Here is a 25122-nt window from a genome sequence, read left to right on the forward strand (position 1 = left end):
GAACCAATGACCGACAACCTGATTGAAATCCGCCAGCTCGACGTGGCCTTCGGCGAGCAACGCGTAGTCCGCAACCTGAACCTGGATATCCGCCCCGGCGAATGCCTGGCGCTGGTGGGCGAGTCCGGCTCGGGCAAGTCGGTGACCGCCCACTCGATCCTGCAACTGCTGCCGCAGACCGGCTGCAGCAGCAGCGGCAGCGTGCGCTATCGCGGCCAGGAACTGATCGGCGCCGACGCCGCGACCCTGCAGAAGCTGCGGGGCAACCGCATCGCGATGATCTTCCAGGAGCCGATGACCTCGCTCAATCCGCTGCACAGCATCGAGAAGCAGATCGGCGAGACCCTGCTGCTGCACCGTGGCCTGGGCGGCAAGGAAGCCCAGGCACGGATCCTCGAACTGCTGGAGCTGGTTGGCATTCAAAAACCCAGGGAACGCCTCAAAGCCTACCCGCACCAACTCTCCGGCGGCCAGCGCCAACGGGTGATGATCGCCATGGCCCTGGCCTGCGAGCCGGAACTGCTGATCGCCGACGAGCCGACCACCGCCCTCGACGTCACGGTGCAACGCAAGATCCTGCTGCTGCTCAAGTCCCTGCAACAGCGCCTGGGCATGTCGCTGCTGCTGATCAGCCACGACCTCAACCTGGTGCGGCGCATCGCCCAGCGGGTGTGCGTGATGAAGGCCGGGGAGATCGTCGAACAGGCCGATTGCGAAACCCTGTTCAACACCCCGCAACATCCCTACAGCTGCGAGCTGCTGCACGCCGAACCCGAGGGCGAACCCCTGTGCCTCGACACCCGGAAAACCGTGCTGGAAGTGGACCACCTCAGCGTCCAATTCCAGATTGCCGGCGGCCTGTTCCGGCGCAAGGAGTATCTGCGGGCAGTAGACGGCATCAGCCTCAGCGTGCAGCAAGGCAAGACCCTGGGAATTGTCGGCGAGTCCGGCTCGGGCAAATCGACCCTGGGCCAGGCGATCCTGCGCTTGCTGGATTCCCAGGGCGGCATCCGCTTCCAGGGCCAGGCCCTGGATGGCCTCGATCAGAAACAGCTACGGCCTTGGCGCAAGCAGATGCAGGTGGTGTTCCAGGACCCGTTCGGCAGCCTCAGCCCACGCATGTCGGTGGCGCAGATCATCAGCGAAGGCCTGGAAGTACACAGCCAGTACGATGCCAGGCAGTGTGATGAACAAGTGGTCCGCGCCCTGGAAGAAGTTGACCTGGACCCGGAGAGTCGCCATCGCTACCCCCACGAGTTTTCCGGCGGCCAACGCCAGCGCATCGCCATTGCCCGGGCCCTGGTGCTCAAGCCGGCGCTGATCCTGCTGGACGAACCGACCTCGGCCCTGGACCGCACCGTGCAAAAACAAGTGGTGCTGCTCCTGCGTCAACTGCAGGAAAAGTACGGCCTGACCTACCTGTTCATCAGCCATGACCTGGCTGTGGTGCGAGCGTTGGCCCACGACATGATCGTGATCAAGGACGGCAAAGTCGTGGAGCGCGGCCCCAGCCATGAAGTGTTCGACGCACCGCAACACCCCTACACCCAGGAGCTGCTCGCCGCCGCCCAGCCCGGCTGACTGCTGCAGGAGCTGGCTTGCCAGCGAAGGCGTCCGCAAGACCAGCGCCCCATCCAAAGGCCCCTTCGCCGGCAAGCCGGCTCCTACAAGATCCGTGGCAACCTCCCGACCTGTAGGAGCTGGCTTGCCAGCGAAGGCGTCCGCAAGACCAGCGCCCCATCCAAGGGCCCATTCGCCGGCAAGCCGGCTCCTACAAGATCCGTGGCAACCTCCCGACCTGTAGGAGCTGGCTTGCCAGCGAAGGCGTCCGCAAGAGCGACGCCCCATCCAAGGGCCCCATTCGCCGGCAAGCCGACGCCTGCAAATCGGGCATAATCCCTGGCGCTCATTTTCAGGATGCCCGCATGAACGACAGCGAAAGCCTCAAGGATTACCAGCGCGTCCGCCAACTGGCGATCCGCTCGCTGTTCGAGATCATCGAGCAGTCCAGCGAGGGCACGGTGATCGTCGACCGCGACGCCAATATCGTCTGGATGAACCAGCGTTATGCCCGGCGCTTTGGCCTGGAGTCCGCCGAGTTCGCCATCGGCAAGCCCTGCGAAAGTGTGATCCCCGGCAGCCTGCTGCGCGAAGTGGTGCGCACCGGCCGGCCGATCCTCCTGGACATGCAGGACACGCCCAAGGAACCCCTGGTGGTGATGCGCCTGCCGATCCACGACGACGCCGGCACGGTGATCGGTGCCATCGGCTTTGCCTTGTTCGACGAGCTGCGCAGCCTGTCGCCGATGCTCAAGCGCTACCTGAGCATGCAGGAAGAACTGGCCTCCACCCGCTCCTTGCTGCAGGCCCGGCAGACCAAGTACAACTTCGCCCACTTCATCGGCACCAGCGCCGCCAGCCTGGAGGTCAAGCGCCGTGCCCGGCGCGGGGCCAGCGCCGAATCGCCGATATTGCTGCAAGGCGAAACCGGCACCGGCAAGGAGCTGCTGGCCCAGGCCATCCACGCCGCGTCGCCACGGGCCCACAAGCCCTTTGTCAGCATCAACAGCGCGGCAATTCCCGAGGCCTTGCTGGAGGCCGAATTCTTCGGCACCGCCCCCGGCGCCTTTACTGGCGCCGACCGCAAGGGGCGCCCGGGCAAGTTGCAGATCGCCCAGGGCGGCAGCCTGTTCCTCGATGAAATCGGCGACATGCCGCTGCCCCTGCAGAGCAAGCTGCTGCGGGTACTGCAGGAAAAAGAGTTCGAACCGGTGGGCTCCAACGAGGTGATCCACAGCGATGTGCGGATCATCGCCGCCACCTCCACCGACCTTGAGGCGGCGATCAAGCACGGCGAATTTCGCGCCGACCTGTACTACCGGCTGAACGTGCTGCCGATCCAGGTGCCGGCGTTGCGCGAACGCCTGGACGACCTGCCGGCCCTGAGCGAGGGGATTCTCGAAGAGCTGCGCAGCCAGCATGAGCTGGACCCGCAGGCACTGGCCCTGCTGGCCCAGCATGCCTGGCCGGGCAATATCCGCGAATTGCGCAACGTGCTGGAGCGCGCGGCGCTGCTCAGCGATGACCTGGTGCTCGGGGCTGCGGATATTCGCGCGGCCATCGGCAGCTTCAGCCCGCTGCAGCGTAATGAAGCCCCGCTGCCGACCGAGTCACCGGACCAGGAAACCTTCGCCGCGGCCCGAGAGCGATTCGATCGGCAACTGATCCACACCACCCTGGCCCAATGTGCCGGCAAGGTAGACGAAGCGGCCCGGCTCCTGGGGCTGGGCCGCTCCACCCTATACAAGAAGATGGCAGCGCTGGGGCTTGCAGAGTCTCAATAAAGAGACATAAATCTCCATTTGGAGAACTTGCCGATCGCGCTGCGCGCTTTTCGCTGGCAAGCCAGCTCCTACGGTGGGCTGAACGATCTCTGTAGGAGCTGGCTTGCCAGCGAAGAGGCCGGCCAACCCAAAAAAATCTCAAAACAGAGACAATCAACTCCGGTCCGTCCCTAGAAAAATAAAAATATTCATATATTTCAATTAGTTACACAGATGGCACAGTTCTCGCTACAAGCCTCTCCACACGCAACACCCGACAACAATAACAATCCTGGAGAGACACACCATGAGTGTGATCATTGCCTTGGCAGCCCTGGCGCTGCTGATGCTGGCTGCCTACCGTGGCTACAGCGTTATCCTGTTTGCCCCCATCGCCGCCCTCGGCGCGGTGCTGCTCACCGATCCCTCCGCCGTAGCGCCCGCCTTTACCGGGGTGTTCATGGAGAAAATGGTCGGTTTCATCAAGCTGTACTTCCCGGTGTTCCTGCTCGGCGCGGTGTTCGGCAAGCTGATCGAACTGTCGGGTTTCTCGCGCTCCATCGTCGCCGCGGCGATCAAGCTGCTCGGCACCCGCCAGGCGATGCTGGTGATCGTGCTGGTCTGCGCCCTGCTGACCTACGGCGGCGTGTCGCTGTTCGTGGTGGTGTTCGCGGTCTACCCGTTCGCCGCCGAGATGTTCCGCCAAAGCAATATTCCCAAGCGGTTGATTCCGGCGACCATCGCCCTCGGTGCGTTCTCTTTCACCATGGACGCCCTGCCCGGCACTCCGCAGATCCAGAACATCATCCCCAGCACTTTCTTCAACACCACCGCCTGGGCCGCGCCCTGGCTGGGGGTGATCGGCACCATCTTCGTGTTCTGCGCCGGCATGCTGTTCCTCCAGCGCCAGCGCAACAAGGCGCAGAAGGCCGGCGAAGGCTACGGCACCGAGCTGCGCAACGAGCCGGAAACCGCCGAAGACCTGCAACTGCCCAACCCCTGGGTCGCCCTCTCGCCGCTGTTGCTGGTGGGGGTGATGAACCTGCTGTTCACCCACTGGATTCCCCAGTGGTACGGCAAGACCCACAGCCTCAGCCTGCCGGGCATGACGCAGCCTGTGACCACCGAGATCGCCAAGCTCACCGCCATCTGGGCAGTGCAGGCCGCATTACTGCTGGGCATCCTGATGGTGCTGGTGTGCGGCTTCTCGGCGATCCGCAGCAAGCTCGCCGAAGGCAGCAAGAGCGCGGTCAGCGGCGCCCTGCTGGCGGCCATGAACACCGCTTCGGAATACGGTTTCGGCGCGGTGATTGCCTCCCTGCCGGGTTTCCTGGTGTTGGCCGACTGGCTGAAAAGCATCCCCAACCCACTGGTCAACGAAGCCATTACCGTGACCCTGCTGGCGGGCATCACCGGCTCGGCCTCGGGGGGCATGAGCATCGCCCTGGCAGCGATGTCCGACAGCTTCATCAACGCCGCCCACGCCGCCAACATCCCTCTGGAAGTGCTGCACCGGGTGGCCGCCATGGCCAGCGGCGGCATGGACACCCTGCCCCACAACGGCGCGGTGATCACCCTGCTGGCGGTCACCGGGCTGACCCACCGCGAAGCCTACAAGGACATTTTCTGCATTACCCTGATCAAGACCCTGGCGGTGTTTGTCGTCATCGCCACTTTCTACGCCACCGGCATTGTGTGAGGTATTCATGACCACTCTTAAGGGCAAGACCGCACTGGTCACCGGCTCCACCAGCGGCATTGGCCTGGGCATCGCCCTGGTGCTGGCCAAGGCTGGAGCCAAGCTGATCCTCAACGGTTTTGGCGACGCCTCGAAGGCGATCACCGAGGTCCGGCAGTTCGGCGGCCAGGTCGGCCACCACCCGGCGGATGTCAGCGACCCGGCGCAGATCGCCGAAATGTTTGCCTACGCCGAACGGGATTTTGGCGGCGTCGATATCCTGGTGAACAACGCCGGCATCCAGCACGTGGCCGCGGTGGAGGAATTCCCCGTGGAGCGCTGGGACTCGATCATCGCCATCAACCTGTCGTCGGTGTTCCACAGCACCCGCCTGGGGCTGCCGGGAATGCGCACCAGGGGCTGGGGGCGGATCGTCAACATCGCCTCGGTGCACGGCCAGGTGGGTTCGGTGGGCAAGGCCGCCTATGTGGCGGCCAAGCACGGGGTGATAGGCCTGACCAAGGTGGTGGGCCTGGAAACCGCCACCAGCAACGTCACCTGCAATGCCATCTGCCCGGGCTGGGTGCTGACCCCGCTGGTGCAGAAGCAGATCGACGACCGCATCGCCGCCGGCACCGATCCCCAGCAGGCGCAGCACGATCTGCTGGCGGAAAAACAGCCGTCCCTGGAGTTCGTCACCCCGTCGCAGCTGGGGGAACTGGTGCTATTTTTGTGCAGTGACGCGGGCGCCCAGGTGCGCGGCGCGGCGTGGAATATCGATGGTGGCTGGCTGGCACAATGACTCGACGCCCAGGCTGATGCCTTCGCCGGCTAGCCGGCTCCTACACGGCTCATCACCGCCTTGCAGGAGCGGGCTTGGCAGCGAAAAGCCCGACCCGGAAAAACAATAAGAACACGAGGCCTTGCATGTCCGACATTCTCTGGCAACCCAGCGCCGAACGCATCGGCAAGACGCGCATCGACGCCTTTCGGCGCTTCATCAATCAGCGCCACGGTCTGGACATCAGCGACTACCCCGGCCTGCACCAGTGGAGCATCGACCAGCGCGAAAGCTTCTGGCAGGCGATCGTCGACTTCTTCGACGTCAGCTTCCACCAGAGCGCCGAATGCGTGCTCCGCGAAGGCCCGCAGATGCCCAGCGCCCAGTGGTTTCCCGGCGCCACCCTGAACTTCGCCGAGCACCTGCTCAAGCGCCGGGATGACAGCATCGCGGTGGTGGCGCTCAACGAGAACGGCCAGCGTGAACAACTGAGCTACGCCGAACTGGCGGCCCAGGTGGCCGGCCTGCAGCGCAGCCTGCGCGATGCCGGGGTTGGCCTCGGCGATCGGGTGGCCGCCTGCATGCCCAACACCTGGCAAACCCTGGTGGGCATGCTCGCCAGCAGCAGCCTTGGGGCGGTGTGGTCCAGTTGCTCGCCGGACTTCGGCACCCAGGGGGTGATCGAGCGCTTCGGCCAGATCGAACCCAAGGTACTGATCACCTGCGCCGGCTATCGCTACGCCGGCAAGGACATCGACCAGACAGCCAAGATCAACGAAATCCTTGAGCGCCTGCCATGCCTGGAGCAGTTGCTCATCGTGCCCTACGCCCGCCCGCAGGCGCGGATCGAGGACTACCGGACCCCGGCCAGCGTCAGCCTGTGGGACGCCTTCTACCGTCCAGGCGGCGAGCCCGAATTCGTCCCGCTGCCCTTCGCCCACCCGCTGTACATCCTCTATTCCAGCGGCACCACCGGGGTGCCCAAGTGCATTGTCCACGGCACTGGCGGGGTGCTGCTGCAGCACCTCAAGGAACACGGCCTGAACGCTGACCTGGGGCCCGGCGAGCGGTTGTTCTACTACACCACCTGCGGCTGGATGATGTGGAACTGGCTGGTTTCGGCCCTGGCCACCGGCGCCAGCCTGGTGCTCTACGACGGCTCGCCCTTCCACCCAGCCAACGAACAGCTGATCGACCTGATCGATAGCGAAGGCATCAGCGTCTTCGGCACCAGCCCCAAATACCTGGCGGCCCTGGAAAAGGCCGGCAGCCGGCCGCGCCACAGTCACCGTCTGGGCAGCCTCAAGACCCTGCTCTGCACCGGCTCGCCGCTGTCGCCGCAGAGCTACGACTACGTCTACCGCGAGATCAAGAGCGACCTGTGCCTGGCCTCGATGTCCGGTGGCACCGATATCGTTGCCTGCTTCGTCGCCGGCAACCCGGTGCAGCCGGTGCGCCGTGGCGAGATGCAGGGCAAGGGCCTGGGCATGGCCATCGAAGTGTGGAACGACCAGGGTCAGCCAGTGATCGGCGAGAAAGGCGAACTGGTCTGTACTCGGCACTTTCCGAGCATTCCCGTGGGTCTGTGGAACGACGCGGACCAGAGCAAACTGCGGGCGTCCTACTTCAGCCTGTTTCCCGGGGTCTGGGCCCAGGGCGACTACGCCGAGCAACTGCCCCATGGCGGCTGGCTGATTCACGGGCGTTCGGACGCAGTGCTCAATCCGGGTGGCGTGCGCATCGGCACCGCTGAAATCTACCGCCAGGTGGAAAAGCTGGAACAGGTGGTGGAAAGCCTGGCCATCGGCCAGAGCTGGGAGCATGACGTGCGGGTGGTGCTGTTCGTGCGTCTGCAGGACGGCGTGCTGCTCGACGACGCCTTGCAGGAGCGCATCCGCCAGGTGATCCGAGCCAACACCACCCCGCGCCATGTGCCGGCGAAGATCCTTGCGGTGACGGACATACCCCGGACCATCAGCGGCAAGATCGTCGAACTGGCGGTGCGCAACGTGGTGCATGGCCTGCCAGTGAAAAATACCGACGCCCTGGCCAACCCCGAGGCCCTGGAGCAGTTTCGCCACCGCGAGGAATTGCGCAGCTGACCCCACCCCTTGCCGGCGAAGGAGTCATCCAGGCCGGAGCACCAGCCAAGGGCCTCTTCGCTGGCAAGCCAGCTCCTACACAGCCAAAGCCCCTTCCCCTACCGTAGGAGCCGGCTTGCCGGCGAAGGGGTCATCCAAGCCGGAGCACCAGCCAGGGACCTCTTCGCTGGCAAGCCAGCTCCTACAAGCCAAAGCCCCTTCTCCTGCCGTAGGAGCCGGCTTGCCGGCGAAGGGGTCTCCAAGGCCCGGTCCTGTTCGCTGGCCAATCGGCGCCTGGAGCTGGGTCGATGCTCGCGGATTACCGTTCAGCCCCTCTAGACTGGTCATCTGCCGCAAAAGCAGGTGAAAATAACCCAGCCGAACCCCCGACAATCCATCCGTTTGAATATGCACCGCATGTCCATGCGACTTTTCGAGTGAGCGAGCCTGACGCCTCGCCGCGCACGACTGCTCCACCCAGGACACCTTCGACATGAATGCCCCCCACCCAGGCAGCGAAGCCGCCACCCTGATTGCCCGCCTGGACTGGTGCGCCACACCCCTGGGCGCCGCCGATCACTGGCCCCAGAGCCTGCGCACTGCGGTGGATATCGTGATCCATTCGCCGATGCCGATGCTGTTGCTCTGGGGGCCGGAGCTGACCCAGATCTACAACGACGGTTTCGCCCTGCTGGCGGGCAACAAGCACCCCGGCGCCTTCGGCCAGCCGGCGCACCACATCTGGCCGGAACTCAGGGACTTCACCGACCCGATCTACAGCGCGGTGCTCAATGGCCAGGTGCGCACCTTCAGCGAACGACGCTTTATCCTGCAACGCAGCAACGGCAGCGAGTACGACCTGTGGCTGGACCTGACCTACAGCCCGATCCGCGATGAACGCGGCGTCGTGGCCGGAATCCTGGTGACGGCCATCGAAACCAACGAGCGTCGGCGCATCGCTCTGGAGCTCAAGCAGCGCTCCGACGACAGCTTGCGAGCCCAGCACGAAACCGAGGAGCGCCTGCAGTTGGCGCTGGCCGCCACCGACGCAGTCGGCACCTGGGACTGGGACATCGGCGAGGACCGCTTTATCGCCGACGCGCACTTCGCCCAGTTGCACAGCGTCGACCCGCAGCAAGCGCGGCAACTGCCCATCAGCGAGTACCTCAAAGGCGTGCACCCGGAGGATCGCGGCATGGTCGCCCGGGGCATCAAGCACTGCATCACCCACGGCACCGAGTACGCCGAGGAGTACCGCCTGCAACTGGCCGACGGGCAACTGCGCTGGGTGTTCGCCCGAGGCCGCTGCTACAAGGACCATCACGGCCGGCCGACGCGGTTTCTCGGCGCAGCCCTGGACCTCACCGAACGCAAGCAGATGGAACAGGCACTGCGTCAGAGCCAGACCGAGCTGCAACTGATCATCAACGCCATGCCGGTGCTGATCGGCTACGTCGACCGCGACGAACGCTTTCGCCTGAACAACAGCGCCTACCTCGACTGGTACGGCCTGACCCCGCAAGAGCTGTACGGCAAGACCATTCGCGAAGTGCTGGGCGACGAGATCTACGCCACCCGTGCCGAGAACATCGCTGCCGCCCTGACCGGCAAGCCGTGCAGCTTCGAGGCCAATTCGCCGCACCGCGACGGTCGCCCGCGCTACGCGCTGATGAAGTACCTGCCACGCTACGGCGGCGATGGCGCAATCAACGGTTTCTACATCTTCGTCATCGATGAAACCGAGCGCAAACAGACCGAGGAAGCCCTGCGCTACCTCAATGAAACCCTGGAAGAACGGGTCAACCAGCGCACCGAGGCGCTGGCCACCGTCAACCAGCGCCTGCAGAGCGAGATGTTCGAACGCGAGCGTGCCGAGGAGGCCCTGCGCCACGCGCAGAAGATGGAGGCCGTGGGCCAGCTCACCGGTGGCATAGCCCACGACTTCAACAACATGCTCACCGGGATCATCGGCAGCCTGGACCTGATGCAGCGCTACATCGACAACGGTCGCGGCGACGAGATCGGCCGCTTCACCGAGGCCGCCATGTCCTCGGCCAAGCGCGCCGCGGCGCTGACCCATCGCCTGCTGGCCTTCTCCCGCCGCCAGTCGCTGGACCGCCGGCCCCTGGACCCCAATCAGCTGGTGCAATCGCTGCAGGAACTGTTCAGCCACACCAAGGGCGAGCACATCCAATTGCGCATGCAACTGGCGGACGGCGTATGGCCGGTGAACACCGATGCCAGCCAACTGGAAAACGCCCTGCTCAACCTGGTGATCAACGCCCGCGACGCCATGCCCGATGGCGGCCAGCTATTGATCGAGACCGCCAACAGCTACCTCGACGGCAGCGACATCAGCACCCTGGAACCGGTCAAGGCCGGCGACTACGTGATGCTCGGCGTCAGTGACAACGGCGCCGGCATGAGCCCGCGGATCCTGGCCAAGGCCTTCGACCCGTTCTTCACCACCAAGCCCATCGGCCAAGGCACTGGCCTGGGGCTGTCGATGATCTACGGTTTTGCCCAGCAGTCCGGCGGCCACGTGACCATCAGCAGCGAACCGGACCAGGGCACCAGCGTGCGCCTGTACCTGCCACGGCTGTACGCCGCTGCGCCGGAACCCCCCGCTGCCGCCAGCGCCAACCAGGCGCCCCAGGCCATTGCCGGGGAAACCGTGGTAGTGGTCGAGGACGACCCGGCGGTGCGCATGCTGGTGCTCAATGTGCTGAGCGAGCTGGGCTACCGCGCCTTCGAGGCCGAGGACGCCCGCAGCGCCCTGCCCTTGCTGGAATCACCGATGCGCGTCGACCTGCTGGTGACCGATGTCGGCCTGCCGGGCATGAACGGCCGGCAGCTGGCGGAGATCGCCCGCCAGCACCGCCCCGGACTCAAGGTGCTGTTCATGACCGGTTATGCGGAAAAGGCCGCCGAGCGCCAAGGTTTCCTGGAGCCGGGCATGGACCTGATGGCCAAGCCATTTTCGATTGAAGACCTGGCGCAGAAAATTCGTCAGATGATCGGCCGCGAGCCACCCATTCAGGCATAATCCGCGGCCGCCGATTACCCGCTACCAGGTCACCTGCCCATGAAAGCCCAAGCCCGCCACATCCTGGTGAAAACCGCCGAAGAGGCCGAACAGCTCAAGCAGCGCATCGCCAAAGGCGAAGCCTTCGACGTGCTGGCGAAGAAATACTCCACCTGCCCGTCCGCCAAGCGCGGCGGCGACCTGGGTGAAGTGCGCCCGGGACAGATGGTCGGCGCCATCGACCAGGTGATCTTCAAAAAGCCCCTGCGCACCGTGCACGGCCCGATCAAGAGCAAGTTCGGCTACCACTTGGTGCAGGTGTTCTACCGCGACTGAGGTCCTCCCGGCAGGCGCTGGTTGGCGAGCGCCGCGCCCCGTCACTCTCTGGGAATCAACGCCCCGGGATGCTGGATCACCCGACTCGCCAGTCGATGCCCGGCCTGGGCCGCCTGCTGCGGATTGCCACCTTGCAAACGACTCGCCAGGTAGGCCGCACTGAACGAGTCCCCCGCGGCCGTGGTGTCCACCACCTGCTCCACCCGCTGCGCGGGCACCTCGAAGGCACTGCCTGCACCGCGAATCAGGCAGGACTCAGCGCCGCGCTTGAGCACCACTTCCGGTGTACCGCGATAGGCCGCGAATACAGCATCGGCGTCATCGTAGGCAAACAGTGCCTGCTCGTCCTCCAGGGTCAACAACGCCAGATCCACCTGCGGCAGCACTTCGCGATAAGCCGCCCGGGCCTGCTCCACCGAAGCCCACAAGCGCGGCCGGTAATTGTTGTCGAAAACGATCAGCGCCTGACGCTGGCGGGCCTCGATCAGCGTCTCCAGCAACTTCTTGCGCCCCGTTTCCCCCAACACCGCCAGGGTGATGCCGCTGAAATACAGCACGTCGTAGCGCTGCAACGCTTGAAGAATCGGCCCGGCGGCCAGGGTGGTAAAGCAATCGCGCACCGCCGCTTCATTGCGCCAGTAGAGAAAGCGCCGCTCGCCACGGGCATCCGTCTGGATGCAATACAGCCCCGGCAGGCGCCCCGGCAAGCGCTGGACCAAATCCAGGCCGATGCCCTCGGCCGCCCAGCTCTGGCACATGGCATCACTGAAACTGTCGTAGCCCAGGGCGGTGACGTAATCCACCTGCGCCCGCTCGCCCATTTCCCGCGACAGATACACTGCGGTATTCAGGGTATCGCCGCCAAAGCTCTGCTGCAGACTGCCATCGTGATGCTGTTGCAACTCGATCATGCATTCGCCGATGCAGGCAATGCGTTTTTTCTGGCTCATATCCTTGACCTCTAAACTCGGCGTACCGCGAACCGGGTAGCCGCTGTCCGGCCAGCGAAAGCGTCGGTGAGATCGCCTTCGCCAGCCAACAGAACACCGCCCGAAGGCTCGACTAGAAGCAGGTTTGCAGGCTCTCGACTACCTGCAAATGCTCATCCACCAACAGGCCGGTACGCCACTTGTCGAAGGTCAGGCACGGGTGCGAAGTGCCGAAAGAGATGATGTCGCCGACGCGCAGCTCCACCCCTGGCGCCACACTCATGAAGGCGTGCTGATCCATCACCGCTGTCACCGTGCAGGCCCTCACGTCATCACCCTGAGTGCCGGTTGCATCGGGCCGGTAGCGGCGCAGCGGCAGCGGCAGCCCGGCGTCATAGGCGACATCGCGCTTGCCCAGGGCCAGCACCGCAAAACCCGATTCCGGCAGCGACTGCACATGGGCCCAGACTTCCACCGCCGGACGTAGGCCTTCCACAAGATCACGGCGTCGATCCAGCACGCAGCACTGGGCTTCTTTATAGATGCCATGGTCATGCGCCACATAACTGCCCGGGCGCAACACACTGAGGAAGCGGCCCTTGGCGTTATGAGTCTCGAAGGACTCGGCAATCAGGTCATACCAGGCCGAGCCCGAGGCGGTGATGATCGGCCGCTCGATGGCGAACCCCCCATCGTTGTGCAAGTCCACCGCCAGACGTACCAGGGAAGCAGCGAAGCGACGAATACCGTCGATGGCCTGATCGCCATGGATCACCCCTTCATAACCCTCGATGCCACACAGCGCCAAGGCTGGCTGCGCCTGGATCGCCTTGGCCAGGGCCAGCACCTCCTGCTCGCTGCGACAGCCGCAACGACCACCGACCACGCCGTACTCGATCATCACCTTGAGCGTTACCCCGCGCTGAGCGAAAAACGCCCCCAGGTCAGCGACGTTGTCCGGATGATCGACCATGCAATAGAAATCGAAATCCGCATCCACCAACAGCTCGGCGATCAACGCCATGTTCGGCGCCCCTACCAGCTGATTGGCCATCAACACCCGCCGCACACCGTGGGCATAGGCGGCGCGCGTCTGCACCGCCGTGGCCAGGGTAATGCCCCAAGCCCCCGCCTCCAGCTGCCGCTGAAACAGCCCTGGCATCATGCTGGTCTTGCCGTGAGGCGCCAGCTCGGCGCCGCTGTCACTGACGAACTTCTGCATCCAGCGGATGTTGTGTTCCAGGGCCTCACGATGCAGCACCAGGGCTGGCAGGCTGACGTCTTTAAGCAAGTTCGCACCGTTGTAAGCGGCGCCCTTTTCCACCAGGGGCAGATTCGAAACGCGAGACATCTTGGCACTCCTTATCAAGGCGACTGCGCACAGCCGCGAGGTACAACCCTTAGTCGTTGATCCGCCGAGCCAAGCGGCTGGCACTGTCGATCAGCACCCGGCGGTATTTCTGATAATTGTTCTGCGCATCGACCCGCGGCGCGACGATACACAGGGTACAAATGCACACCCCGCGCTCATCCCGTACCGGGGCGGCGAAGCAATGGGTAAAGGTGTCCGCCACGCTGTCGAAGGAAAAGAAGCCGTCCTCGGTGGCCTGACGGATTTCCTTCAGAAACGTCTCAAGGGGCAGACGCTGGCCATCGGGCAACACGAAATCCCGATCATCGATCAACCGGGCAATCTGCTCATCGCTCAAATGCCCCAGCAACAGCCGCCCGGAAGCGGTCCAGGGGATCGGTGCGTTCTCGCCAATGTCCGAGGAAATGCGGAAATGCCGCTCGCCCTCCTTCATCAGCGCCACGGTGTATTTGCGCCCATTGAGCAGGCACATCTGCGCGGTTTCGTGGGTCTGGCTGACGATTTCCTGCAACGCTTGATCGGCCTCGCGGGTCAGGTCGAAATGGCGCAAATGGGCCTGCCCGAGAAAATACAGCTGGCGGCCCAGGTACACATGCCCGTCCTTGCCCACCGGTTCCAGAACCCGTCGCTCCAGCAGGGAAGCCACCAGTTCATAGACCGTGGACTTGGGACTGCCAATGCCCTTGGCAATATCATTGGGCCGCAACGGCTGGCCGATCTCCTTGAGGAAATCGAGAATATCGAACGCCCGATCCAGGCCCTTGGCCCGCCGCTTGATGGTGTCTTCACTCATCTATCTGGTCTTCCCGAAAAAGCTGACAACGGCCAACACCCCACCTGTAGGAATCGGCTTGCCGGCGAAGAGGCCCTCAAGCCTTGTGCCGCCCTCACGGCCGCCTTCGCTGGCAAGCCAGCTCCTACACAAAACAGCCGGGACAAGTCCGGCAGGTCGCCCCATCAAGGCTTCTTCTTGTAGGCCACACAATCGATCTCGACCTTGCAGTCCACCATCATGCTGGCCTGCACACAGGCCCGGGCCGGCGCGTGTTCGGGCTTGAAATACTCGCCGAACACCTTGTTGAAACTCCAGAAATCCCGCGGGTCTTCCAGCCACACGCCGACCCGCACCACATCCTCCAGGCCGTAGCCGGCCTCTTCGAGAATGGCCAGTAGATTGCGCATCGTCTGGTGCGTCTGCTCCACGATGCCGCCGTGAATGATCTCGCCATCCAGCGCCGGAACCTGGCCGGACACATGCAGCCAGCCATCGGCCTCGACGGCGCGGGCGAAAGGACGCGGCTGGCCACCGCCTGCGGTGCTGCCGGCGCCGTAACGGGTGATGCTCATGAGAGGTTCTCCTGGTTGAAGGTTGGCCATCTAGGGGCCATGCGCGAGAGCGCTATCCAGCTCGCCATCCGCTTCTGAGCGGTACCGCCGCAGAAACCAACAATGGTCTGGAAAACACGCAGGCTTTAAACAAAGAAACTCCGCCCTCAAAAAATCCGCTATAGCGGAATTAAGTGTTAAATAGCGGAAACCGTACAAGAGTGTGCCATGGAGAACAAAGGAGATAACAGAGGGGATGGCAAACTTTCCGGAAACAAGGAATGAGCAAGTATTAGAAAAAGTCGTCGCCCCATGTCAGGCATTTCAGTATTTGCGGAAAGCACGCTCAATTGGCTGATGACTATGCTCAACACCTCCAACATTCCGTTGCGTCGCGGCAATCTGCGAGCGGATTTGGCCGTCCGAATCTCCATGAGCAAACCTGAATTCTCCTTCATGGAGCGTCACTGCTATCGATCTTCAACCCTTCACGTCCTTCACCAGCGACCACCCCGTCGCCTTTATCAACCCTCAAGCCCCCTTGCTTGATCTGTTGAGCTACGCCGCCTGCGCATCCGCGCTGCCCGGGACATGCTGGACAGCGTCTGCAACATGACCAGCCGCAACGCCGACCACCTCGACCTGAAGCGTTTCTCCAGCGTGGCGACCCTGTTGTTGCAGGACGGCTGCGATGTATTGCAGGTAGCGGAACAACAAGCACTGCAACTGCCGGCGCAGTAACCCCAAGACACAGCCATGGTTCTGCTTGGCTTTTCTTTGCCTTGGCTTTTGATCTTCCTGCCCCCTTAACCACGATGGCCGAACGCAGGTATTGAGCCGTGGGTAACCCGGCAGGGATGCCGGGTTAGCCGCCCCAGGCCATGGATGGCCTGGGGCGGCGGCCCACGGATCAATGCCGGAGTGAGGAAATGCCGAGCCTAGGCGAGGCACCGAGTGGAGGGGCAGAAGCCTTTGGTTACTTTGGGGCCCCAAAGTGACTCGCTGTAAGAGCGAAACCATAAGTGGCCACACCCGCAGCAACGGATATGTACACCCAGTAAATCGAGGACTCTGGTTTTACGCCCGCTGCGCGCCGGAACGCCGACCGTTCGACCGGGAGCAAGCTCCCTCGCCACAGAGGTTGTGGTCATGGCAGACGACTGGATGACACCGCAGCACCCAATACCTACCGCCAAATCCACCGGCGCCCTCAATACCGCCTTCGCTGGCAAGCCAGCTCCTACATAAAAAGCCTGGCGCCCACAAGGCATCAATCAACATCAGCAACGCACAACACCCACCAAAGATTCCGAGCCCCCTGGCAGGCAACATAGGCAGAAGAAATCGTCGAATCCCTGGTTAACTCACACCAATCGGGGCTATCGAACCGGTACACCACAAGCTCGGAAAACGGCGCCGGAAACACAGCATCCAGAGCGTCGAACACCACCTTCCGGGCATTGACCAGGGACAATCCACGGGTGGACTGGTGACAGCCGCCCCGAAGCACCACCGCCAGCAACGAGCCCTCGAACTCATATCGATTCAGTATGGAAAAGGGCCCGAACTCACGCTCAACCTGCCCAATAGCCGTCGACCTGGCGAGGTTGCTGAAACGCTCCAGAAACTCGGTCAGTCGCAGCCTCTCATCCCACGCCTTGATTGAGGGGGCTGGCTTGAAGAAGCTGGACACCAGCTCGCCACATTCAGCAAGCACGGCAAGTAGTTCGACAAGGGGTTGCTTGTCGACGAAGCACTGGCTGGCACCTGTAAATGGCGCTACAGCATCGTGCTTCAGACTTTCATCTTGATTCATGATTGAGCACCCGACTTTGGCCGCAAACAGGCAATCACCATGGTGGCTACCGCGCCCTGGGCTTTTGCGGCCGCAGATAATAGCCGGAGAGAAAAGCAATCACGACCAGCATCAACGCCAGGCCCGGATCACCTTTAGGCAGCATGAACTGATAAATGCCAGCGCCCATGGTTAAACCAGAGGCAATACACAAGACAAACCAAATAGCTTTTTTAAGCAGTTTCACGATCTGATGACATCCCTTCCATAGACGACTTGAACGCCCCCCATTACCAGCGAACGATGGCCGGGGGGGGGGCGACAATGTATCGGCCAGTACCCTGAACGGCAAATCCGAAATCAGCGCGCCCACGACCAGTACAGCCGACTTGAAGCGAGCGCTCATGCCTACCACCGAGACCATCTTTGAACGCATCGCTTCAACCCAAGACATCGCTTAGCCATGAGGATGAACCCTCACCCCCAAGGGCCCGCCGTACTTATGCCTTGAAGGTCAGAATCGGCGAAAACCTGGCGATCACCGACACCGTCCCCTCCTCCACCTGCGAGCGAATCACCTGGCCAATTTCCTTATAGGCCCCCGGTGCTTCCTCGATCATCCGTTCCTCCTTGGTGGTGATGCACTCCACGCCCTGCAGGCCGAGAAAGGCCTTGTCCTTCTTGGCTTTGAACACCACCTCGCTGCGGGACATGGAGCGCCCGGCGCCATGGCTGGCCGAGCGCAGCCAGCGTTCATTGCCCAGCCCAGTGAGCAGGTAGGAGTCATGCCCCATGCTCCCCGGAATCAGCAAGGGCTGCCCGGCGTAGGCCGGTGTGGCGCCCTTGCGGTGCACATTGCCGCCCTCTTCGCGCAGCACGATGTTATGCGGTACATCGACAATCAGCGGCGCCTCGATACCCGCGCCGAACACCTGCCGGGTGCGCTGGCGCACCATCTCGGCGATCAGCGCACGGTTGGCGTCGGCGTAGTGAGCCGCGCTGTGCATGGCCAGCAGGTACTCATCCGCCATCTCGCCAAACAGGGCGAAGATCTTCGAGTCGGGATGCTTGATCCCCGCCGGCCACAGGGCCTTGGCCTTGTCCATCCAGCGCCGGCCCACATAGAAGCCCACGTCCCGAGAGCCGGTGTGGATCATCATCACCACCTGCCCTACGGACAGGCCCTGGGCGAAGCAGGCCTGGCGATCCACCAGTTCGGTGACCACCTGGATCTCGACAAAGTGATTGCCGCCGCCCAGGGAACCCAGGCCCGGGTCGCGGAGGATTTTCCGCGAGCGGTCCTGCAAGGCTTCCGGCGCGTAGTCGGCGCTGCCTCGGGCGAACGACGACTCATGCAGGCCCGACAGCTCACGCTGCAACTGAGCGAAATCCGCCCCGGCAAACAGCCCGATCGGGTCCTGCTGCTGCACCTGGGCCCAGAAGTCCCCCAACCCGGCTTGAAACAGCGCGCTCATGGCGGTGGGACTGGTAGGAATGTTGCGCGTGCCTTCCAGCAGATCGCCGCGCACCAGGGCGGTCCACTTGGCTTTCTGCGCCATGAACTGCTCGTAGTTCAGCCCCAGCTTGTGCAGGCGCATGCCGCAATTGATGTCGGTGCCAATCGCTTGCGGCACCACCATGTCGTGGCTGGTGACGATCACACTGCCCACCGGAATCGGGCTGCCGGTGTGAAAGTCCGGCGTGGCGCAGGCGCACTTCACTTCGCCGCCATCGGGGTGGGCCACCTTGGCGAAATCCATCAGTTGCAGGATGGCTTTCTCTTCGATGGCAAAGCTGTCAGGCAGCAGCAAATCCACCTTGAGCCCGGCGTCATTGATCGAGGAGATAGAGAGCGAATTGGAATTCAGGCGTTCGATGGCCACCCCGGAACGGGCGAGCTTGTGCTGAATTCTTTTCAGAGGAGTCTTGGTCATTTTCAACTGCTTTTCTTGGACGCAACAAAACAACCACCCTTTTGGTGGCTGGAATTGTCTGGTCAGCAGCGAAACTTAGACGGCGCATATGGTGGTGAGAACCGGGGGCGATGTAAAGACCCCGCGGGCATTTTTTTCCGACCAGTCCACCTCGATGACCCAAGGCAGGGAGAAACGGTCAGCGCTTTGCGGCCTCTTGATAAACGCCCCCACGCTCACGCTTGCCCACAGCAATTACGGTTACCACCAACACCTCGTCCACCACCCGGTACACCAGGCGGTAACCCGCGCTGCGCAGTTTGATTTTATAAGCATTGCCCAAACCACCCAGACGATCGGCGGGCACATGTGGATTGATCAGTCGTTCCTGGAGTTTCTTCTTGAATTGCTCTTTCAGCGTGGCACCGAGTTTCTGCCATTCCTTCCAGGCCTTTTCAGAAAACTCCAGCTCATAGGTCATCGAGCGAGACCTTCAGGGTCGGATCGTTCTCGCGCTCACGGCACAGGGCAATCAGCTCCATGTCTTCCAGGCGCGCCATCATGGCCTCGTATTCCCTGGCCGGAACGCAGTAGAACGCAGGCTCGTTACGATTGAGGATGGCCACCGATGAACCGCCGCCGGCGGCGACAGTGCCCATAGGGTTTTTCTTCAGTTCAGAAATACTCGCGACCACGTTAGACAAAACGATATGTGTCATGACGCTCTCCTTGGAGTGCTATTAAGAGTACTAAAAATAGCACCCTTTGCATGATTCCGAGGGCACCGTCGTGTATCGCCAGCGCGCCCGGCGGTGAAGCCATTAGGGTCAGGAAAGCCCTCCACCTCAAAAGTCGAAACGCACATCCTTGACCACCTGCACCTTGCCCCAGTGGAAGTTGCACAGCCGCGCCACCTCGGCGCCGTCCTTGCTCACCGGCACACACCCGCCCTTGAGGGTCACACTGTCCTGGCCCTGGCGAGACAGCATGTACTCCAGCGCCGGCCCCTTCGGAATGCGGTGAACCAGGGTCACCTCTTCGGCAAAATCATCCGTCAGGCTGAAAATCAGGGCGCCATCCACCACCAGGCGATAAGTGTCATGCTGAAACGCCGCCCCCGGCAGCAGGCACATCTGTGCCATATGTCCCTGGACCTGGCGCTCCTGACAGTTGGCCATCTGCTCCGCCTGCGCGCCCTGCGCCAGCAACAACGCGACCATCGACAACCATCCTTGTACATTGAACATCATCGCGTCTCCTTGGCAAAAGGCCGCTTTATACCTTCGCCACCCGCCAATCGCCAGCCATTAGCCAGGCTGGTCCGGCTCGACCGCCAGCACCGCCTGGTAGCGCCCACTGTCTGGCGCATAGGACACGAATCGGTTCTCTCGCCCACATTCAACCCACAACCGTCCGCAGTTCTGGCACTCATAGACACAGGAACTGTGCGCTATATTCAGACTGGAAAACTGGTCCTGAATGTACTCGGTCACCTTGGGCCGCCAAGAGGTCTTGCCATAGGTCTGGTCCATCAACTCATCCAGACGACCAGCCTCCACGGCCATCAGCAGCGCCTTGCTCAACGAGGTAAGAGCGTCATACAGCGCCTCTTCATGCCCATCACGCACCAGCGACGCTTTATAGGGCAGATTGTCAGTCTGATCGACAATCACATGCCCGCACGTACAGCCAAACTTGCTCATTGAACGGCCTCGCCTTTGATCCAACCATTGGTGTTTTCTGCTCGCTGTATCCGGTTGATCAGCAAGCACTGCTCTATCAGATTACGTTGTGGTGTAGCCCGACTCAGCGCTGCTACGCCGCGACCATGCACGGCGCATACTCCATCGCCACAGCGTCCTGGACAGCCCCTTGGGCATTAAGCGCAAACCTCGGCATCTGCTGTAAACCCGACTGTTTGCACTGCTCGCTCAAGCGCTGCAGCAAAGCACCATCGGCCTTGAACCCAACAGGCCGCAGCGTTTTTTTCCAGTCGAACCTGGCAATCCAGGACCTGCCCCCGAGCATCGGCGCGCTACTGAAAACGGGCCACCCCGATGCTCTTGAGCGCCTGCCCGGCCAAGGTGCGTTGGCGTACTGCAAACAACCGATGGCAGGTGTTCACCACTCGACAATCGGAAAACCCTGCTGGAAAACGTCCATGACCGGCAAGCAAACGGCTCGACCAGACTGAAGCGGCAAACCTGAAAAGATGGTCCCTTCATGGCGCGGTCCTCGAATCGAGCAAGCAGCCTCTTTGCCGCGCCCATCGATCAAGGCGCGAGAACATAGAGGCTGTCGCCCGACTCACCAGGTGCTATCCGAAAGCCACCGGTGATGCCTATTCAAGCGCCTTGTGGCAGCGAGCGTGCCAGGCGAAACCCCAGATCCTCGATACAAAAGGTCGGGTGGCTGCGGCGCCGATTTGACGCCAGGCAACCCCGGGGGGCATCACTCCAGCCGCCACCGCGAAATACCCGGTAGCTGCCGTAGACCTCGGCATCGTACAGATCCCAGCACCACTCCCAGACATTACCCAACATGTCGTGCAGGCCGAAGTCATTGGCGACCTTGAGCCCCACCGGGTGGCTGCGTTCCGCCGAGTTATGGGCATACCAGGCAATCTGCTCCAGGGGGCCGTACTGCACTTCTCCACTGTGGGCGCGGCAGGCATATTCCCATTCGGCATCGGTAGGCAGGCGAAACCCGTTACGCTGCTGATGCCAATGCGCGGTATAGGACAGCGGGTCGAGGTCATACACCGGCTGCAGGTCCAGCAGCAGGGAAAGTCGGTTGCAGAAGACCACGGCATCCAGCCAGGACACACACTCCACTGGCGCATCGGGGTGAGGAAAACGCGCAGGCGCGGCCTGCATGACTTCTAGGTACAGCGCCTGGGTAGTGGGAACACGACACAGCTGGAACGGGGCAATGGCACAAGTCCATTGTGTCTGCTTGCGATCGTCGCGTTGAGCAATCTGGCCCGCAGACAAGCTGATCATTCCGTCGTACACGCTTTCAACCTTCATCTGATATCCATCCGCTGATGAACCCTCTGTGTGGAGGGCGGCACTATCCCATGCTTGCGCCACAAACGCCGCAACCAACCGCCTGCAAAGCCTCGCTCAAGTGCTGAGTCGCCCACCCAAAAAGAGTTACCCTACGCCACCCGAACACACTCTCAGCCAAGGAAGGACACCTGCATGACCCGCGCCATTACTATCATCTGCGAGAACTTCGCCGACTGGGAAACCGCCCTGATCAACGCCACGGCCCGCGCCTACTACGGTTTCGACTGCCGCTTCGCGGCGCCCAAAGGCGCTCCGGTAACCTCCATGGGCGGCATGCGCGTGACTCCGGATCTGGCCCTGGAAGAGATCCGCCTCGATGAGCTCGACCTGTTGATGGTCTGCGGCGGAACTGTCTGGCAGAGCGACCAGGCCCCGGATATCAGCGCCCTGCTGCGCGCCGCGCGGGAGCGCAATATCGTCCTCGCCGGCATCTGCGATGGCACCCGGATGCTGGCCAAGGCCGGAGTGCTGGACCATGTGCGGCATACCTCCAATTCGGCGGACAACCTGCTGGCGATGAAATATGCCGGCGCCGCGCACTATCAGGACGTGCCCCATGCCGTGGCGGACCAGCGAGTGATCACCGCACCGGGCAGCGCACCAGTGAGCTTCATGGCGCAGATCCTGCGCACCCTGGGCATCGATGATGAGAATCTGACGGCGTATATCGGTATGCATGCGGCGGAGCACAACAAGGTGCGGTGAAATACACGGTCGCCAGGCTCGGGGTCTTCAGCGGGCCAACCTGAGCCGCGCACTCAAGGCTGTTTCGGCCCGCCTTTCCAGGGCGAATAATCCAGCTCGAGCAGAAACCGGCCACCCATCGGTTCGGCGATGAAGAAACCAGGCATCTGCCGCAGATCCAGGTTGGCACAGGCGCTCTGCAGGCGTTGCGCAAGACCTGGGGCTGGCTTGAAATCGGCAAGTCTCATGGGGTTTGCTGTCAGCTCAACCTGACAACGCTGCACCTGCCCCTGTGCGTTGGCCGCCCCGCTAATCCGTGCGGAGCCAATGCTGTCGAGCGTCGCCCCGACGAAGAGCTGCTGCCAGAAGTACTCCTCGCGCGCGTTGTACTCACGCACGGTTTCGCGAACCTTCTGCTCCTCTGCCGGCATTTTTCCGGGACGGGAGAAAACCAACGGAACCACGACCTCCATCACCGCCCCGGAAACGCTGGCGAACAGCATTGGTTCCACACGGGGAAACACCGTATCCCAACACAGCTTTTCCATCAGTGGCACCAACTGGCGATTGTCCGGAAAACGTTCCAGCGGGTACTCGGGGAGTGCCTCGGCGATACAGCTGACTACCTGGTTCTGACGATTGATCACGGTGCGCAACGACACGCCGCCGACCCAGCCATCGAGATTGACTCGACGCACGCCCTGGCCCAAGACATGGTTGAAACTGGCGAGGAAGCTGCTGCGCAAACTCGCCGCTCTTGACTCCGGCGTGTCGGGCGCGGGCGACAAAGTATTGCACCCACCCATAAGCAACAGACCGCCAAGCAACAAGGCGCTCAGGTGCGGCCGCCACAGCGGCATCGAAAGTGGGTGGTGCATCGTCAGTTCCATTGCGAATGGCGTGGGCGCCAGGACCTGCAACAGGTCACTGCTGCCTTGGGGCCAGGGAGCATATAGGCTGGCGCTGACACGCACAAAGTTTTGTGTAGCGACGCGAGTGCGGCCTTGTGCGGACGCTGACTGCAAGACCGGAGCAAGCTCGAAACCGGCTCAAGGCTGGGCGTTATCGACCCCCAGCACCTGTTCCAGCCTTTGCACTTCGCGCTCCGGCAGGGCTGGCGCCGCAGGCTGCAGGTAAGGCTTGGCGACAACCGCCGCGACAGGCGCCGGCGGCTTGGCCCTGGCTATGTGGCTGCGGGTCGAGCTGCTTTGCGGGTACAGCGCTTCATCCAGGCATTTGTCGCGCATGCCCTGGCTGGACAGGCCATGGCAGCCCGTGCCATTGGACAATGCCCGGGCGCCGCAAGTGGCCTTGCTGTCGGGGTCCTTGAGGTCGACGCAGCTCAGGGAGCCGAAGCCATGCCCGAGCACCGAGGCGGGGTCTTCGGCATGAGTTGCGCCGGCACACAGGAACAAGGAGGTCAGCAGAAGTGCATTTCGCATACGGGCGCATCCATGGCTGCAGAACATGCCCGGGGACCATTCCGGCTACCGGAGCATGCAACTCTGTCGAGGGAAGAAGCCGTTGTAGCAGATAAAAATGACCGTTTGCCTACTCCCATGCACACCGCAGCAATATCCTGCGTGGCTATCTGAAACGCCCCGCCAGAAACGCTTGCATACTCACGCTCGGCGCCAATCCACTGGCCTGCTCCGCCACCAGTTGCCCGGTGATTGCAGCCAGGGTCAGCCCCACATGCCCGTGGCCGAAGTTGTAGTACACCTGGGGCAACAGCCGCGACTGGCCGAGCACCGGCTTGCTGTCCGGCAGCGACGGGCGAAAGCCCATCCACTGCGAGGCAGGCTCGTGGTGCAGGGTGAGAAAACGCCGCGCAGCCTTGGCCAGGTAACGGTAGCGCCGCGGGTCCGGCGCAGCTTCAAGACCAGCGAATTCAACGGTGCCCGCCACTCGCAGGCCCTGGGCCATTGGCGTCATGTAGAAACCGCCGGCAGCCCAGCACACCGGGCGCTTGAGCAAGGCCCCTGACTGGTCGAAGAGCACGTGATAACCGCGTTCGGTGTCCAGCGGGATCTCATCACCCAGGGTCTGCGCCAGGCTGCGGGACCAGGCGCCAGTGCACAGCACCAAGCGCTCGGCCTGCAACGACTCGCCGCTGCTCAAGCGGGCGGTGAGCCGTTCACTGTGCTGGGTGCTGCGCTGCACGCCCTGCAACTCACCCTGGCGAAACTCACCACCCTGCTCGCTGAAGCGCCGCAGCAAACGCAGGCTCAGTGCATAGGGATCGAGGGTGCGGCTGACGTCCGGCAGTTCCAGGGCCAGCGCCGCGCGGGCGTTGAGCGCGGGTTCCAGGGCCCGCAACTCCGGCCCCTCCAGCAGTCGCATCGGTACGTCGAAGCGCTGATGGTAGGCCAGCATGTCAATGGCGCTCCGGCGCTCATGGCCTTCGAAGATGTACAACGAACCGTCGTGGCGCACCAGGTCGTTGGCCCCTGCCTCGTCGAACAGGGTCTGCCATGAACCCATGCAGGGTTTGAGCAGGCTGTGCAGGTCCTGGCTGATGGCATCGACCCGGTGTTCGCGGGAGCTGGCGAGAAAACGCCACAGCCACGGAGCGATTCGCGGCAGGTAGCCGGGACGAATCGCCAGTGGACTGTCAGGGCGCAACAGCATGCCCGGGGCCTTGCGCCAGATGCCGGGGGTGGCCACTGGCTCCACCGCATAGGTGGCGAAGGTACAGGCATTGCCGAAGGAGGTGCCACTGCCCGGCGGCTGGCGGTCGAGCAGGGTCACCTTCCAGTTCAGGCGTTGCAGCCACAGGGCGCTGGCCAGGCCCACCACCCCGGCCCC

25 protein-coding genes are annotated in these 25122 nt (G+C 62.8%); 10 read left to right on the forward strand and 15 right to left on the reverse strand.

The features are described from left to right. The first annotated feature begins 6 nt into the window (after positions 1-6). From GV818_RS26120 to GV818_RS26150, 7 genes are all read left to right on the forward strand, one after another. The gene (locus tag GV818_RS26120) at positions 7-1581 is read left to right on the forward strand and encodes an ABC transporter ATP-binding protein (protein ID WP_161777893.1); all 1575 of its coding nucleotides are present in this window, start codon (positions 7-9) and stop codon (positions 1579-1581) included. Between the two features lie 344 nt (positions 1582-1925). Next, positions 1926-3344 (forward strand): sigma-54 interaction domain-containing protein, encoded by a 1419-nt coding sequence (locus GV818_RS26125; RefSeq protein WP_161777894.1) that lies wholly within the window; start codon positions 1926-1928, stop codon positions 3342-3344. A gap of 286 nt (positions 3345-3630) precedes the next feature. Then, positions 3631-5022, forward strand: coding sequence for a GntP family permease (locus GV818_RS26130; protein ID WP_161777895.1), 1392 nt, complete (start codon positions 3631-3633; stop codon positions 5020-5022). A 7-nt stretch (positions 5023-5029) separates the two neighbouring features. Continuing rightward, a complete protein-coding gene (locus tag GV818_RS26135; protein WP_161777896.1) occupies positions 5030-5803 on the forward strand; it encodes a 3-hydroxybutyrate dehydrogenase in 774 nt (257 codons plus the stop codon). A 125-nt stretch (positions 5804-5928) separates the two neighbouring features. Then, a complete protein-coding gene (locus GV818_RS26140; protein WP_161777897.1) occupies positions 5929-7884 on the forward strand; it encodes an acetoacetate--CoA ligase in 1956 nt (651 codons plus the stop codon). Between the two features lie 472 nt (positions 7885-8356). Further along, positions 8357-10909 (forward strand): PAS domain-containing hybrid sensor histidine kinase/response regulator, encoded by a 2553-nt coding sequence (locus GV818_RS26145; protein WP_161759369.1) that lies wholly within the window; start codon positions 8357-8359, stop codon positions 10907-10909. A gap of 39 nt (positions 10910-10948) precedes the next feature. Further along, positions 10949-11224: a peptidylprolyl isomerase gene (locus GV818_RS26150; protein WP_161759370.1), complete on the forward strand. Its 276-nt coding sequence runs from the start codon at positions 10949-10951 to the stop codon at positions 11222-11224. Positions 11225-11265: 41 nt separating this feature from the next. Here GV818_RS26150 and GV818_RS26155 read toward each other — a convergent pair whose 3' ends face one another. The 4 genes from GV818_RS26155 to GV818_RS26170 form a co-directional block, all read right to left on the reverse strand. Then, positions 11266-12174, reverse strand: coding sequence for a sugar kinase (locus GV818_RS26155; RefSeq protein WP_161759371.1), 909 nt, complete (start codon positions 12172-12174; stop codon positions 11266-11268). 112 nt (positions 12175-12286) lie between these two features. Beyond that, complete coding sequence (locus GV818_RS26160; protein ID WP_161777898.1) at positions 12287-13504, reverse strand: amino acid deaminase; 1218 nt, start codon at positions 13502-13504, stop codon at positions 12287-12289. A 49-nt stretch (positions 13505-13553) separates the two neighbouring features. Beyond that, positions 13554-14318, reverse strand: a complete 765-nt coding sequence (locus GV818_RS26165) for an IclR family transcriptional regulator (protein WP_161777899.1) — start codon at positions 14316-14318, stop codon at positions 13554-13556. Positions 14319-14482: 164 nt separating this feature from the next. Beyond that, the gene (locus GV818_RS26170; RefSeq protein ID WP_161759374.1) at positions 14483-14872 is read right to left on the reverse strand and encodes a RidA family protein; all 390 of its coding nucleotides are present in this window, start codon (positions 14870-14872) and stop codon (positions 14483-14485) included. A gap of 591 nt (positions 14873-15463) precedes the next feature. Here GV818_RS26170 and GV818_RS34590 point away from each other — a divergent pair. Beyond that, complete coding sequence (locus GV818_RS34590; protein WP_256679538.1) at positions 15464-15592, forward strand: hypothetical protein; 129 nt, start codon at positions 15464-15466, stop codon at positions 15590-15592. A gap of 529 nt (positions 15593-16121) precedes the next feature. Here the strand turns inward: GV818_RS34590 and GV818_RS26180 are convergent. The 7 genes from GV818_RS26180 to GV818_RS26210 form a co-directional block, all read right to left on the reverse strand. Next, positions 16122-16667: a hypothetical protein gene (locus GV818_RS26180; RefSeq protein WP_161777900.1), complete on the reverse strand. Its 546-nt coding sequence runs from the start codon at positions 16665-16667 to the stop codon at positions 16122-16124. A 46-nt stretch (positions 16668-16713) separates the two neighbouring features. After that, positions 16714-17100: a hypothetical protein gene (locus GV818_RS26185; protein WP_161777901.1), complete on the reverse strand. Its 387-nt coding sequence runs from the start codon at positions 17098-17100 to the stop codon at positions 16714-16716. A gap of 46 nt (positions 17101-17146) precedes the next feature. After that, the gene (locus tag GV818_RS26190; RefSeq protein WP_161777902.1) at positions 17147-18580 is read right to left on the reverse strand and encodes an RtcB family protein; all 1434 of its coding nucleotides are present in this window, start codon (positions 18578-18580) and stop codon (positions 17147-17149) included. Between the two features lie 178 nt (positions 18581-18758). Next, positions 18759-19040, reverse strand: a complete 282-nt coding sequence (locus GV818_RS26195; protein WP_161777903.1) for a type II toxin-antitoxin system RelE family toxin — start codon at positions 19038-19040, stop codon at positions 18759-18761. Further along, positions 19030-19278, reverse strand: a complete 249-nt coding sequence (locus GV818_RS26200) for a type II toxin-antitoxin system Phd/YefM family antitoxin (RefSeq protein WP_161777904.1) — start codon at positions 19276-19278, stop codon at positions 19030-19032. Before GV818_RS26200 ends, GV818_RS26195 begins: the two co-directional genes overlap by 11 nt. A gap of 126 nt (positions 19279-19404) precedes the next feature. Next, entirely contained in the window at positions 19405-19806 is a 402-nt protein-coding gene (locus tag GV818_RS26205) for a hypothetical protein (RefSeq protein WP_218586312.1), read from the reverse strand. A 60-nt stretch (positions 19807-19866) separates the two neighbouring features. Next, positions 19867-20262, reverse strand: coding sequence for a hypothetical protein (locus tag GV818_RS26210; protein ID WP_161777905.1), 396 nt, complete (start codon positions 20260-20262; stop codon positions 19867-19869). Here GV818_RS26210 and GV818_RS26215 point away from each other — a divergent pair. Next, entirely contained in the window at positions 20262-20753 is a 492-nt protein-coding gene (locus GV818_RS26215; protein ID WP_161777906.1) for a hypothetical protein, read from the forward strand. The two genes, GV818_RS26210 and GV818_RS26215, sit on opposite strands and share 1 nt — an antisense overlap. A 151-nt stretch (positions 20754-20904) precedes the next feature. On the opposite strand, the gene GV818_RS26220 is transcribed toward GV818_RS26215, so the two are convergent. Next, on the reverse strand, positions 20905-21588 hold the full coding sequence (locus GV818_RS26220) for a formylglycine-generating enzyme family protein (RefSeq protein ID WP_161777907.1): 684 nt from the start codon (positions 21586-21588) through the stop codon (positions 20905-20907). Positions 21589-21762: 174 nt separating this feature from the next. Here GV818_RS26220 and GV818_RS26225 point away from each other — a divergent pair, with 174 nt between their 5' ends. Beyond that, positions 21763-22335, forward strand: a complete 573-nt coding sequence (locus tag GV818_RS26225) for a type 1 glutamine amidotransferase family protein (RefSeq protein ID WP_161777908.1) — start codon at positions 21763-21765, stop codon at positions 22333-22335. 53 nt (positions 22336-22388) lie between these two features. On the opposite strand, the gene GV818_RS26230 is transcribed toward GV818_RS26225, so the two are convergent. The 3 genes from GV818_RS26230 to GV818_RS26240 form a co-directional block, all read right to left on the reverse strand. After that, on the reverse strand, positions 22389-23204 hold the full coding sequence (locus tag GV818_RS26230) for a hypothetical protein (RefSeq protein WP_161777909.1): 816 nt from the start codon (positions 23202-23204) through the stop codon (positions 22389-22391). Between the two features lie 159 nt (positions 23205-23363). Beyond that, a complete protein-coding gene (locus GV818_RS26235; RefSeq protein ID WP_161777910.1) occupies positions 23364-23756 on the reverse strand; it encodes a hypothetical protein in 393 nt (130 codons plus the stop codon). A 145-nt stretch (positions 23757-23901) separates the two neighbouring features. Then, positions 23902-25122: NAD(P)/FAD-dependent oxidoreductase (locus GV818_RS26240; protein ID WP_161777911.1), on the reverse strand; the 1221-nt coding region annotated here is incomplete at its 5' end.

Origin of the sequence: Pseudomonas sp. Fl4BN1, assembly GCF_009908285.1 — a bacterium.
Lineage (GTDB): Bacteria > Pseudomonadota > Gammaproteobacteria > Pseudomonadales > Pseudomonadaceae > Aquipseudomonas.